The sequence below is a fragment of the Citrobacter sp. RHBSTW-01044 genome, from assembly GCF_013781945.1.
Lineage (GTDB): Bacteria > Pseudomonadota > Gammaproteobacteria > Enterobacterales > Enterobacteriaceae > Citrobacter > Citrobacter braakii.
In genome coordinates this window covers 262112-274177 of sequence record NZ_CP056180.1, presented here as the reverse complement: position 1 = coordinate 274177, position 12066 = coordinate 262112, and the positions used below count along the sequence as shown (strand labels likewise).

Genomic DNA, 12066 nt, shown 5'->3' with positions numbered 1-12066 from the left:
GCGACAAACAGATGGCAAGGCGGTGAAAGCGTAGTGACAGGAAAATGCGGGGTGGTGCACAACAAAGCCGGGTAACGCTATGTCTTACCCGGCCAGGATGACGTTATCTGTTGCAGCCAGCAAAGAACATTAATCTTTACGCCAGCGTCGTTCATATTCATTCTGTAAACGCTGCTGTTCCCGCCGCTCACGTTCGCGCTGAATATCCGATTTCTCATCTTCCCAGCCCGGGCAGACAGAGGAGGTGAACACTTCACAGGGCGAGCTGGACTGCGCTAACGAGTTGTCCGGTTTCTCTTCCCAGATTGAAGGGTCGCGCGGGTCGAACGCTGGCGGTGTTAAGGCCAGGGTATTTGATGAAAGCGTCAAAAACAAACCGCCAATCATCATGCAGATACCGGAACGTATCATCCTTTCTCCATGTTCACTGTTATTATTGATAACTATTCTCAATAATAACATAGAGCAATAAAAAGGGGCCATATCAGGCCCCCTTGTCCATTCAGAGAATGTTAACCGCCCAGATACGCGCTGCGCACTGCTTCGTTAGCCAGTAACGCATCACCGGTGTCTTCCAGCACCACATGACCATTTTCCAGCACGTAGCCGCGATCGGCGAGCTTCAGCGCCTGGTTAGCGTTCTGTTCGACGAGGAAGATTGTCATCCCCTGCTCGCGCAGTTGTTCGATGGTGTTGAAGATCTGCTGGATGATAATCGGCGCCAGACCCAGCGACGGTTCATCAAGCAGCAGCAGCCGCGGCTGACTCATCAGCGCACGGCCTATCGCCAGCATCTGCTGTTCACCGCCGGACATCGTGCCCGCACGCTGAATTCGACGTTCATGCAGGCGGGGAAACAGGTCATACACCCACTTGATGCGTTCCTGAAACTGGTCCTTTTCGGCAAAGAAGCCGCCCATCGCCAGGTTCTCTTCCACCGTCATGCGGGAAAACACGCGACGCCCTTCCGGAACAATCGCTACCGCTTCGCGCATGATTTTCGCCGTCTGCCAGTCGGTAATGTCTTTACCATCAAAGACAATTCGCCCACTTGTCGCTCGCGGATCGCCGCACAGCGTACCAAGCAGCGTGGTTTTTCCCGCGCCGTTGGCGCCGATCAGCGTCACGATTTCACCCTGATTGATATACAAGCTGACGTCGTGCAGCGCCTGTATCTTGCCGTAGTGGGCGCTGACTTTGTCAAAGGACAACATGACTTTTTCCATATTATGCGTCACCACCATTATGCTTCACCTAAATAGGCGCGGATCACGTCCGGGTTGTTACGAATCTGTTCCGGCGTCCCGTTCGCCAGCGGCGTGCCCTGATTCACCACGTAAATACGGTCGGAAATACCCATCACCAGCTTCATGTCGTGCTCAATCAACAAAATGGTGGTGTTGTGATGGTTACGCAGTTCAGCAATCAGCTCGTCCAGCTCTTTGGTCTCTTTCGGGTTGAGGCCTGCGGCGGGTTCGTCGAGCATCAGGATTTCCGGCTGGGTCACCATGCAACGTGCAATCTCCAGACGGCGCTGGTCGCCGTAGGCCAGGTTACTGGCCTGACGGTTGGCGTGCTCCAGCAAACCAATACGCTCCAGCCAGGTGGCGGCGCGATCCAACGCTTCACTCTGCGCGCGACGGAACGACGGGGTTTTCAACAGGCCGGAGAAGACGCCGGTTTTCAGCTGCTGATGTTGCGCCACCAGCAGGTTTTCAATCACCGTCATCTCGCGAAACAGACGCACGTGCTGGAAAGTACGCACCACACCCATCCGCGCAATTTGCTGACCCGGCAGCCCTTCCAGATGTTGGTCGCGCAGCTTAATCGTCCCACCCGTCGGCTTATAAAAACCGGTCAGGCAGTTAAAGACCGTGGTTTTTCCCGCGCCGTTTGGCCCGATTAACGAGACGATCTCCTGTGGTCTCAGCTCCAGTTCAACGTTGTTTACCGCCAGCAGACCGCCGAAGCGCATCATCAGGCCGTTGACGGATAATAATGGCTGACTCATGCCTGCTCTCCTTTTGCTTCCCCGTTTTTCAGCTTCAACTGCGGACGGGTCATCGGCAACAAGCCCTGCGGACGCCAGATCATCATCAGTACCATTAAACCACCCAGCATTAACATGCTGTATTCATTGAAATCACGCATCAGCTCGCGTGACACCACCAGCAGGATGGCCGCGAGGATCACTGCAAACTGTGAGCCCATTCCGCCCAGTACCACAATCGCCAGCACAAAGGCCGACTCGGCAAAGGTGAAGGATTCCGGGCTGACAAAACCCTGACGCGCGGCAAACAACGTACCGGCAAAACCGGCAAACGCGGCGCTGATGGTAAAAGCGGTCAGCTTGATACGCGTAGGATTTAAGCCCAGCGAGCGACAGGCAATTTCATCTTCGCGCAGCGCTTCCCACGCACGACCCAACGGCATACGCAGCAGACGGTTGATGACAAACAGCGAGAAGACCACCAGCAGCAGCGCCACCAGATAGAGGAAAATCACGCGGTCAGAGGGATCGTACTTCACGTTAAAGAAGTTGCTGAAGGTATCCCAGCCACCTTCACGGGCAGTACGACTGAACTCCAGACCGAAAAAGGTCGGTTTCGGGATCTGGCTGATACCGTTCGGACCACCGGTCACTTCGGTGTTGTTGAGCAGCAGGATACGGACGATTTCGCCGAAGCCTAAAGTCACAATCGCCAGATAGTCACCGCGCAGGCGCAGTACCGGGAAGCCGAGCATAAAGCCCGCAGCAGCGGAAACCAGCCCCGCCAGCGGCAGACAGGTCCAGAAGCCGAGTCCGTAATAGTGGTTCAGCAGCGCGAAGGTGTAAGCACCGATGGCATAGAAGCCGCCGTAGCCCAGCACCAGCAGACCGGAAAGCCCCACCACCACGTTTAAGCCGAGGCCGAGGATGATATAAATCATCGTCAGCGTGGCAATATCAACCGTACCGCGCGACACCATAAACGGCCACGCCACGGCAATCACCAGCAGCGCGACCAGGAACAGCTTCTGTTTAACGGTGGAGCCATCAATCGCCGGCAGAATAAACTTCGGTCCGGAGACGCTCTTCAGGCCCTTCTGGAAAGCTGGACGCAACAGTTGGAAGAGAAAGACCACGCCAGTGCCGATAAACACCCACTGCCAGCGGATATCCGCGGCGGTATCCACCACCAGTTTGGTGCCGTCAAGCTCCAACTGGACGCCCATAAAGACGCCCGCCAGGATGAAGAACATAGCGGCAGAGAGCAGCGCCATTGCAAAATGCATCGGTTTCATACTTTCTCTACCTCCGGGCGACCCAGAATACCGGTCGGCATCACCAGCAGCACCAGAATCAGCAGCGCGAATGAAACCACGTCTTTGTATTCGGTACTCAGATAAGCAGAGGAGAGCGCTTCCGCGACACCCAGAATCAGACCGCCGATCATCGCCCCAGGAATGCTGCCGATGCCGCCCAGTACCGCCGCAGTAAAGGCTTTCATTCCGGCCATAAAGCCGATATAGGGGTTAATTACGCCGTAGAACTGGCCGAGCAGTACGCCCGCTACCGCCGCCATTGCCGCGCCAATCACAAAGGTCAGCGCAATCACGCGATCGGTATTTATGCCGAGCAGGCTGGCCATTTTCAGGTCTTCCGCGCAGGCACGGCAGGCACGGCCCATACGGGAGTAACGGATAAACAGCGTCAGCGCCAGCATCGCCAGGAAGGTTACAATCCAGATAACCAACTGCATGGTGGTGATGGAAGCAGAGAAGTTTTCGCTACTGCCGACGGTCCACTGGCCGTTAAACAGGCTGGGCAGCGCCACATCGCGCGAACCTTCCGTCAGGCTGACGTAGTTTTGCAGGAAGATGGACATCCCGATAGCGGAAATCAGCGCGATCAGGCGCTTAGAGCTGCGCACGGGCCGATACGCTACGCGTTCAATGCTCCAGCCGTAGGCGCTGGCAATCACAATCGCGCCGACAAAGCCCGCCGCGACCAGTAGCCAGCTGGAATCAATACCCATCATCATTAGCGCAGCGATGATCATAAAGGAGACATAGCTGCCGATCATATACACCTCGCCGTGGGCGAAGTTGATCATGCCGATAATGCCGTACACCATCGTGTAACCGATAGCGATCAGCGCGTAGGTGCTTCCCAGCGTGACGCCGTTAAACATCTGCTGCAAGAAATAGAGGAACTGCTCGGACATAAGGTAACCTTTCTTAACCCGCCCGTTTTGCACGGGCGGTGGGATAACTCGTCTTCAGCTATTACTTCGCGACGGTCGATGATCCGTCCGCGTGCCACTGGAAGACACCAAACTCAAATCCCTTCAAATCGCCTTTTTCGTCCCATTTCAGCGGCCCAATCACGGTGTCAGCCCCGTGTGCTTTCAGATCTTTCACCAGCTCCAACGGCTCTTTGCTACCGCTGCGATCCATTGCTGTCGCCAATGACTGGACGGCTGCATAAGTGATCCACACGTACGGTCCGGTTGGATCTTTCTTGTCAGCTTTGAGCGCATCGACGATAGCTTTATTCGCCGGATCCTGGTCATAGCGTTTTGGCATGGTCACCAGCATGCCTTCCGCGGCATCACCGGCAATGTTAGACAGCGACGCATTGCCCACGCCCTCAGGTCCCATAAACTGGGTATTCAGCCCGACGGAGCGTGCCTGGCGCAGCATTTGTCCCATTTCCGGGTAGTAGCCGCCGTAATAAACAAAATCGATATTTTCTTTTTTCAGGCGGGCGATCAGCGCAGAAAAATCTTTTTCCCCGGCAGTGATCCCGTCAAAGAAGACGATATTGGCTTTGCCCGCTTTCAGGCTCTCCTGCACTGAACGCGCCAGGCCTTCACCGTATTGCTGTTTATCGTGAATGATGGCGATGCGTTGCGGCTTCACCTTCTCCAGAATGTATTTCGCGGCGGTCGGCCCCTGAGAGGAGTCCAGGCCCGCTGTACGCATAATGTGTGCGTAACCGCGCTGGGTCAGTTCCGGGTTGGTCGCGCCCGGGGAAATCATCAGAATGCCTTCGTCTTCATAGATATCTGATGCGGGCTGCGTGGAAGATGAGCACAGATGACCAATAACGTACTGAATGCCGTCATTGACGATTTTGTTCGCTACCGCAACGGCCTGTTTCGGATCGCAGGCGTCGTCATATTCGACGGCAACCAGTTTGTCGCCTTTGACCCCGCCTTTGGCATTGATATCTTTAATGGCCTGACGTGCGCCATTAAACTCCATATCACCCCACTGCGCGACCGGACCTGACATCGCCCCGACAACAGCGACCTTGATATCCTCCGCCATGACCGCGTGTGACATTGCCAGTGCTATCACCCCTGAGATGATTGTTTTCGCATTCCGTTTCATTTTCCTGAATCCCCATTCGTGATGATGTATATATTTTGTATTTATGTGGTTAAAAAGCAGACTGTGCTTTTTTTGAACTGTACTATTTTTACCAGTCTCGTTAATGGTTTAGCGCAGTTTTTTAAGCAAATTACGGCTAAAATCTCTATTTTTCAGTCGATTAAGAAAAGATAATATTCTGCTTTTCACTATAGATAAACAAAAAAAAGTGCATTTGTCAGCATAAAATAACGGCACAAAGAGCGGAATAAAATGCTGCATTCCAGGGTATTATCCTGCCTGTTTTTCAATCTCTACTGTTTCAATCTGTCATTGTCGTTGTTACAAAACTATTAACCTGGTTAATCGCATTAAAAAGAGAAAGCATCCGGGCGAATTATTTCGGTACACTGATTCCATCTTTTGTGATTTGGACATGCTGTTAATGAAGCTGACCATCGTTCGTTTAGATAACTTTAGCGACCAGGACCTGATTGATCTGGGCAAAATCTGGCCGGAATATTCCGCCTCATCATTAAGCGTAGATGAAACGCACCGGATCTACGCCGCACGCTTTAACGAGCGTCTGTTAGGCGCCGTGCGGGTAACCCTGAGCGGCACACAAGGCGCACTGGATTCATTGCGCGTGCGCGATATCACCCGCCGTCGCGGCGTCGGGCAGTATTTGATCGAAGAAGTGATCCGGGAAAACCCTGACGTGAGTTCGTGGTGGATGGCCGACGTCGGCGTTGAAGACCGCAGCGTGATGGCCGCATTTATGCAGGTGTTAGGGTTTACGGCCCAGGAGAATGGCTGGGAAAAGCGCTAAAAAAAGCCGGGTGGCGTTAACGCTTACCCGGCACTCGATCACTTGGCGTCGGTCGCCGTCCCGTTAGCATGCCAGTCAAACACACCGAATTCGAAACCTTTCAGATCGCCCTTCGCATCCCAGGACAGTGGTCCCATGACGGTTTCCACCGAGTTTGCTTTCAGATACTTGGCAATTTCAGCCGGATCGTCAGACTGGTTCAGACCGGCCTGCAAAGATTGCAGCGCGGCGTAGGTGGTCCATACGAATGCGCCGCTCGGATCCTGTTTCTTGGCTTTGATAGCATCTACGATGGGTTTGTTCGCCGGAACCTGGTCGTAGTTCTTCGGTTTCGTTACCAGTAAGCCTTCTGCAGATTCACCAGCGATATTAGACAGCGACACGTTCGCTACACCTTCTGGCCCCATAAACTGGGTTTTCAGACCCGCGGCGCGTGCCTGGCGCAGGATTTGCCCCATTTCCGGGTGGTAACCGCCGTAGTAAACGAAATCGATGTTCTCTTTCTTCAAACGCGCTACCAGCGTAGAGAAATCTTTTTCCCCGGCGGTGATCCCGTCAAAGAACACCACGTTGGCGTTACCCTTTTTCAGGCCATCCTGCACCGCGCGGGCCAGACCTTCACCGTACTGCTGCTTATCATGAATAATCGCGATGCGCTGCGGCTTCACTTTTTCAACGATATATTTGGCGGCCGTTGGGCCCTGATCGGAATCCAGACCAGTGGTACGCATTACCAGGCTATAGCCGCGCGCGGTCAGCTCCGGCGCCGTTGCCGCTGGAGTGATCATCAGAATACCTTCGTCTTCATAGATGTCTGACGCAGGCTGAGTGGAAGAAGAGCAAAGGTGACCGATTACGTATTTAATCCCGTCGTTGACCACTTTGTTCGCAACCGCTACCGCTTGTTTCGGGTCACAGGCATCGTCATATTTCACCATGACCAGTTTGTCACCTTTCACGCCGCCCTTGGCGTTGATATCCGCAATTGCCTGCTCTGCGCCGGTAAATTCCTGATCGCCATATTGTGCTACCGGGCCAGACATCGCCCCGACGACGGCAACTTTAATATCCTTAGCAAACGCCATATTGCTCAAAGACAGGGCGATACATCCTGCCAATAACGCTTTACCCTTCATATTCATCCTGACAATCCCCATTATTGTGGTTATTACGTGTGTTGTGATGTTGTTGTTCAGCACTTTATTTCGATTATTGGATAGCCACCCGTGCTTTAGCAGCATACTCTGCTAAAACATACCCGATTTTTATTATTTTGGAATAGCTAAATTTGACATGCAGATAACAACCTGATGACAAATAGCATAAACGTCAGAGGAGAGGGAGAGATAAAAACAAAAAACCCCGGATTTTCATCCAGGGTTTATCAGCATTTCCAGGTCGGCGGAAGATTACGCTTCGATCGCCGCACGCAGTTTTTTCATGGCGTTCTTTTCAAGCTGACGAACACGTTCAGCAGAGACGCCGTAGCGATCGGCCAGTTCCTGCAACGTCGACTTGTTGTCTTCGTCCAGCCAACGGGCGCGAATGATGTCCTGGCTACGCTCGTCCAGACCCTCCATTGCGTGGGTCAGTTTATTCGCGGCCTGATCTTCCCAGTTATCTTCTTCAATGCCGTCGGCAAAGTTAGATGATTTATCCTGCAGGTACAGAACCGGCGCCATCGGCTGGCTGTCAGACTCGTCGTCTGAAGACATGTCAAACGTCATGTCCTGCGCCGCCATACGGGATTCCATTTCGCGCACGTCTTTGCTGGAAACACCCAGCTCACGAGCAACCATTTCAACTTCGTCCTGATTGAACCAGCCCAGACGCTGCTTGGTTTTACGCAGGTTAAAGAACAGCTTACGCTGCGCTTTGGTGGTCGCGACTTTTACGATACGCCAGTTACGCAGAACGTATTCGTGGATCTCAGCTTTGATCCAGTGCACGGCGAAAGAAACCAGGCGCACACCCACTTCCGGGTTGAAACGGCGCACGGCTTTCATCAGGCCGATATTACCTTCCTGAATCAGATCCGCCTGCGGCAGGCCATAGCCCGCATAATTACGAGCAACATGAACAACAAAGCGCAGGTGAGACAGGATCAGCGTTTTAGCTGCTTCCAGATCGCCCTGGTAATGCAGCTTTTCAGCAAGTAGCCGCTCCTCGTCAGCCGACAACATCGGCCACGCGTTCGCAGCCCGGATGTAAGATTCCAGGTTACCAACAGGGGCTAAAGCTAAATTTTGCATTTCTTTGGTCATTCAAATCCTCTCAATCTTTTCATCTGACGCGTTGGCTAAAACCAATAGCAACAACCATGCCAGAGCTTATGAGCAACGAGAATATCATTCAATCTTTTATCAGACAGTGATTTTATCCACAAGTTCCATGTCGTAATGTGTATAGATTACGCACAAAATGTGACATCACAATGAATACGCTGGGAAGAGATAACAGGGACTCTTTCCCTGCAGAGCGAACTACTCAGTGCAGGGAAAGATTATACCAGAGATTTTTTAATCGGGGGTAAAGTGGCGTAAATGTTGAACCGTGGCAAGCCAGGCTGCCACCCAGCCAATCATCGAGCACACCAGCAGCAATAACAGGCATTCGTCGAATGATAAGCCGTTGATATCAAACTTAGTTCCAAAAACCTGCGCCACCTCAGTAACCGCTGACGACAGGCGCATCACCAAAATTTCTGACAAAATCAGTGAAAGAAATGCGCCGGAAAAACCGAGCAGCGCACCGCCGTAGAGGAACGGACGCAGGATAAACCCATCCGTCGCGCCAATCAGTTTCTGCACGTTAATGGTATCGCGACGCGCAAAAATACTCAGGCGCACACTGTTACCAATGACGAGGAAGACCGCCGCTACCATCAGCACGCCAATCATCGCGGAGACGCGTCCGACAAGGCCCGTCAGAGCCGCCAGACGGGCAAACCAGCTGTCATCCATGCGCACTTCATCAATACCGTTGATTTGTGCGATACGGTCGCGCAGCGTGTTCAGCGACTCCGTACCCTGAAAGTCCAGTTTCGGGATAACTACCGCCACGGCCGGTAGCGGGTTCTCTTCCAGCATATCCAGCGCGCCGCCAAAGCCGGACCAGTTACGGAATTCGCCCAGCGCGTCATCGCGGGAAAGGTAATTCACTTTCTCCACGCCCTGCTCGGCCTGCAACTGACCAACCACCCGCGCCGCTGCATCATCATCCAGCGTTTTTTGCAGGTAAACGGTGATCTGCGGAGAAGGATAATACTGGCTTGCCGCATGGTCGACGTTCTTATAAACCATGTAGCATACGCTTGGCAGCGTCAGGGAGATGGCAATAACCATCACCGTCAGGAACGTCGCCAGCGGCTTGCTTTTCAGGTCCTGTAACGCGCCCTGGAACGCGTAGCGTACCTGCTCGTTAAAGACATTGGTTTTACGCGAGTTCGGCTTTGGCGCGGCTTTCGCCCGCTTTGGCGCGTTACGACCGCCATCTCCCGGCGCGCCGCCCGATTTACGGAAGCGATCCAGTCGGCCACCGAACTGTTTGATTTGATTAATAGCGTCACGTCTATTCATGGGCCAGGCCTCCATGCAGATGTCCATCGCTCAGAACCATTTGGCGATAGGAGCGACGGGAGATCAGGCCAATATCGTGCGTGGCCATTAATACCGTGACCCCGACGCGGTTAAACTCTTCAAACAGGCGAAGGATCCCTTCCGACAACGCGTCATCCAGGTTCCCTGTTGGTTCATCCGCCAGCAATACCGCCGGTTTATTCACCACCGCACGGGCGATGCCCACGCGCTGTTGTTCACCGCCGGAGAGCTGAATAGGGAAGTTTTTCGCTTTGTCCAACAGTCCGACCTTATCCAGCGCCGCTGACACGCGACGACGAATATCGTCCCCGCTGGCGCCCGCGATGATCAGCGGGATTGCCACGTTGTCAAACACGGTTCTGTCCATCAACAGGTGGTGATCCTGAAAAATCATGCCAATCTGACGACGCAGAAACGGCACTTCACGGTTTTTCAAACGGCTGATGTCATGCCCGCTGAAGTAGATTTTCCCGGCGCTGGGCCGTTCAATTCCACAAATCAGCTTCAGCAGGGTACTTTTCCCCGCGCCGGAGTGGCCGGTCAGAAATGCCATCTCGCCAGGCTGCATATGGAAGGTAACTCCCTGCAGCGCTTGTCTCCCACCGAGATAGGCCTTGCTGACATGTTCAAAGCGAATCATTGTTAATCCTCTCGGGCAAAAAGTGCCTCTATAAAATCGTCCGCTTTAAACGGACGTAAATCCTCGATACGTTCGCCCACACCGATATAGCGGATAGGGATGCCAAACTGATCGGCAACCGAGAAGATGACCCCGCCCTTCGCTGTACCGTCCAGCTTAGTCAGGGTGATACCGGTTAAGCCCACGGCTTCATGGAACAGTTTGGCCTGGCTTATCGCATTCTGCCCGGTGCTGGCGTCGATAGTCAGCATAACTTCATGCGGCGCATCTTCGTCGAGCTTCTTCATGACGCGAACGATTTTTTTCAATTCTTCCATCAGGTGCGATTTGTTCTGCAAACGCCCTGCGGTATCAGCGATCAGCACATCTACATTACGCGCCTTCGCCGCCTGGATAGCATCAAAGATGACGGACGCGGAATCCGCGCCGGTATGCTGAGCAATCACCGGGATGTTGTTACGCTGACCCCAGACCTGCAGCTGCTCTACCGCCGCCGCACGGAAGGTATCGCCCGCCGCCAGCATCACCGATTTACCCTGCTGCTCAAACTGACGCGCCAGCTTTCCGATAGTGGTGGTTTTACCCACGCCGTTGACGCCAACCATTAAGATAACAAACGGCGTCTTGCCATCAACATTCAGCGGTTCTTCCACCTTCGCCAGAATCTCGCCCATCTCTTCTTTCAGCAGGCCGTACAGCGCTTCCGCGTCTTTGAGCTGCTTACGGCTGGCACCTTCCGTCAGATTCGCAATAATCTTGCGGGTCGTTTCTACGCCCACGTCGGCGATCAGCAGTTGCTCTTCCAGCTCTTCAAACAGATCATCGTCGATCTTTTTACCACGGAACAGACTGATAAATCCGGAACCAAGGTTTTCTTTTGTTTTCAGGAGGCTGCGTTTCAGACGCGCAAAGAAACCTTCTTTCGTTGGTTTTTCCTGCTCCTGGACTCCCCCTTCTTCTGTCGGTGCTTCTACGGCAGGTTCTTCTACCGGCACCACCATCACAGCTTCTTCAGCAGCCTCAGCAGCCTCAGCAGCCAGCGCCTGCGCTTCCAGCTCTTCATCAGTCAGGTGCGGTTCGTTTTCGGCTTCTTCTTCAACCGCCTCAACGATTTCCACGGTTTCCGCTTCGGCCTGCCACTCTTCGGCAGAAACCTCTTCGGTTTTCACCTCTTCCGGCAGCGGCAATTCTTCGCGTTCGATAACCGTCGCCGCTGGCGTTTCCACAACGGGTTCAGCTGCAGGTTCAGCAACCCGCTCAATCTCCGGCTGCGGTTGTTTGGCAACAGGTTCTGCTTCCGGCTGCAGTTTTTCGATTTCCGCAACCTGTTCAGTCACTTCAACAACTTCAGCTGCAAAAGCTTCCGTTTCCGCCTCGCTACGGGTTTCCTCGGCGTGCGGCGGTTCGTCAACGACGGTAGTTTCTTCAGCAACCGGTTGTTGTTCTTCGTTTTTTAATTCTGTCTCGTTTTCCGGTGCCTGCTCTTTTTGACCAAAGCCCAGCCAGGAAAAAAAGCCACGTTTTTTCTCTTTCGCCATTTGCGACTACACTCCCCCGCTGTTGCTTCATGGCACAGCGTCAACGCTATGTACATAGCAGCTAAAAAAATGATGAAATAGTCTATCACTTATACCCAATGA

At 53.4% G+C, this 12066-nt stretch carries 12 protein-coding genes; 1 reads left to right on the top strand and 11 read right to left on the bottom strand.

The genetic code is table 11. The features are described 5' to 3' along the window. Positions 1-129: 129 nt before the first annotated feature. The 6 genes from HV352_RS01315 to livK form a co-directional block, all read right to left on the bottom strand. Positions 130-411 carry a hypothetical protein gene (locus HV352_RS01315; protein WP_095715580.1) on the bottom strand — a complete coding sequence of 94 codons (282 nt, stop codon included), beginning with the start codon at positions 409-411 and terminating at the stop codon, positions 130-132. Positions 412-512: 101 nt separating this feature from the next. Then, positions 513-1226, bottom strand: a complete 714-nt coding sequence (gene livF / locus HV352_RS01310; protein ID WP_085951092.1) for a high-affinity branched-chain amino acid ABC transporter ATP-binding protein LivF — start codon at positions 1224-1226, stop codon at positions 513-515. A gap of 17 nt (positions 1227-1243) precedes the next feature. Beyond that, on the bottom strand, positions 1244-2011 hold the full coding sequence (gene livG / locus HV352_RS01305; RefSeq protein ID WP_003023438.1) for a high-affinity branched-chain amino acid ABC transporter ATP-binding protein LivG: 768 nt from the start codon (positions 2009-2011) through the stop codon (positions 1244-1246). Beyond that, positions 2008-3285, bottom strand: coding sequence for a branched chain amino acid ABC transporter permease LivM (gene livM / locus HV352_RS01300; protein WP_016154835.1), 1278 nt, complete (start codon positions 3283-3285; stop codon positions 2008-2010). The genes livG and livM overlap by 4 nt, the downstream gene beginning before the upstream one ends. Further along, positions 3282-4208: a high-affinity branched-chain amino acid ABC transporter permease LivH gene (livH, locus tag HV352_RS01295; protein WP_003023435.1), complete on the bottom strand. Its 927-nt coding sequence runs from the start codon at positions 4206-4208 to the stop codon at positions 3282-3284. Before livH ends, livM begins: the two co-directional genes overlap by 4 nt. Before the next feature lie 61 nt (positions 4209-4269). Further along, positions 4270-5379: a high-affinity branched-chain amino acid ABC transporter substrate-binding protein LivK gene (gene livK, locus HV352_RS01290; RefSeq protein WP_181635146.1), complete on the bottom strand. Its 1110-nt coding sequence runs from the start codon at positions 5377-5379 to the stop codon at positions 4270-4272. 424 nt (positions 5380-5803) lie between these two features. Between livK and panM the strand changes: the two genes are divergently transcribed. Then, complete coding sequence (gene panM / locus HV352_RS01285; protein ID WP_016154837.1) at positions 5804-6187, top strand: aspartate 1-decarboxylase autocleavage activator PanM; 384 nt, start codon at positions 5804-5806, stop codon at positions 6185-6187. 38 nt (positions 6188-6225) lie between these two features. Here the strand turns inward: panM and livJ are convergent, their stop codons facing one another. From livJ to ftsY, 5 genes are all read right to left on the bottom strand, one after another. Next, complete coding sequence (gene livJ / locus HV352_RS01280; protein ID WP_029139730.1) at positions 6226-7329, bottom strand: branched chain amino acid ABC transporter substrate-binding protein LivJ; 1104 nt, start codon at positions 7327-7329, stop codon at positions 6226-6228. Positions 7330-7596: 267 nt separating this feature from the next. Then, complete coding sequence (rpoH, locus tag HV352_RS01275) at positions 7597-8451, bottom strand: RNA polymerase sigma factor RpoH (protein ID WP_005121585.1); 855 nt, start codon at positions 8449-8451, stop codon at positions 7597-7599. A gap of 255 nt (positions 8452-8706) precedes the next feature. After that, complete coding sequence (gene ftsX / locus HV352_RS01270; protein ID WP_016154839.1) at positions 8707-9765, bottom strand: permease-like cell division protein FtsX; 1059 nt, start codon at positions 9763-9765, stop codon at positions 8707-8709. After that, positions 9758-10426 (bottom strand): cell division ATP-binding protein FtsE, encoded by a 669-nt coding sequence (ftsE, locus tag HV352_RS01265; protein ID WP_003023420.1) that lies wholly within the window; start codon positions 10424-10426, stop codon positions 9758-9760. Before ftsE ends, ftsX begins: the two co-directional genes overlap by 8 nt. A 2-nt stretch (positions 10427-10428) precedes the next feature. Then, positions 10429-11964: a signal recognition particle-docking protein FtsY gene (gene ftsY, locus HV352_RS01260; RefSeq protein WP_181635145.1), complete on the bottom strand. Its 1536-nt coding sequence runs from the start codon at positions 11962-11964 to the stop codon at positions 10429-10431. Between the last annotated feature and the right edge of the window lie 102 nt (positions 11965-12066).

Excerpts from the sequence above, each read along its gene's own strand:
- HV352_RS01315 (WP_095715580.1), bottom strand. The coding sequence starts at position 411 with ATGATACGTTCCGGTATCTGCATGATGATTGGCGGTTTGTTTTTGACG.
- livF (WP_085951092.1), bottom strand. The coding sequence starts at position 1,226 with ATGGAAAAAGTCATGTTGTCCTTTGACAAAGTCAGCGCCCACTACGGC.
- livG (WP_003023438.1), bottom strand. The coding sequence starts at position 2,011 with ATGAGTCAGCCATTATTATCCGTCAACGGCCTGATGATGCGCTTCGGC.
- livM (WP_016154835.1), bottom strand. The coding sequence starts at position 3,285 with ATGAAACCGATGCATTTTGCAATGGCGCTGCTCTCTGCCGCTATGTTC.
- livH (WP_003023435.1), bottom strand. The coding sequence starts at position 4,208 with ATGTCCGAGCAGTTCCTCTATTTCTTGCAGCAGATGTTTAACGGCGTC.
- livK (WP_181635146.1), bottom strand. The coding sequence starts at position 5,379 with ATGAAACGGAATGCGAAAACAATCATCTCAGGGGTGATAGCACTGGCA.
- panM (WP_016154837.1), top strand. The coding sequence starts at position 5,804 with ATGAAGCTGACCATCGTTCGTTTAGATAACTTTAGCGACCAGGACCTG.
- livJ (WP_029139730.1), bottom strand. The coding sequence starts at position 7,329 with ATGAATATGAAGGGTAAAGCGTTATTGGCAGGATGTATCGCCCTGTCT.
- rpoH (WP_005121585.1), bottom strand. The coding sequence starts at position 8,451 with ATGACCAAAGAAATGCAAAATTTAGCTTTAGCCCCTGTTGGTAACCTG.
- ftsX (WP_016154839.1), bottom strand. The coding sequence starts at position 9,765 with ATGAATAGACGTGACGCTATTAATCAAATCAAACAGTTCGGTGGCCGA.
- ftsE (WP_003023420.1), bottom strand. The coding sequence starts at position 10,426 with ATGATTCGCTTTGAACATGTCAGCAAGGCCTATCTCGGTGGGAGACAA.
- ftsY (WP_181635145.1), bottom strand. The coding sequence starts at position 11,964 with ATGGCGAAAGAGAAAAAACGTGGCTTTTTTTCCTGGCTGGGCTTTGGT.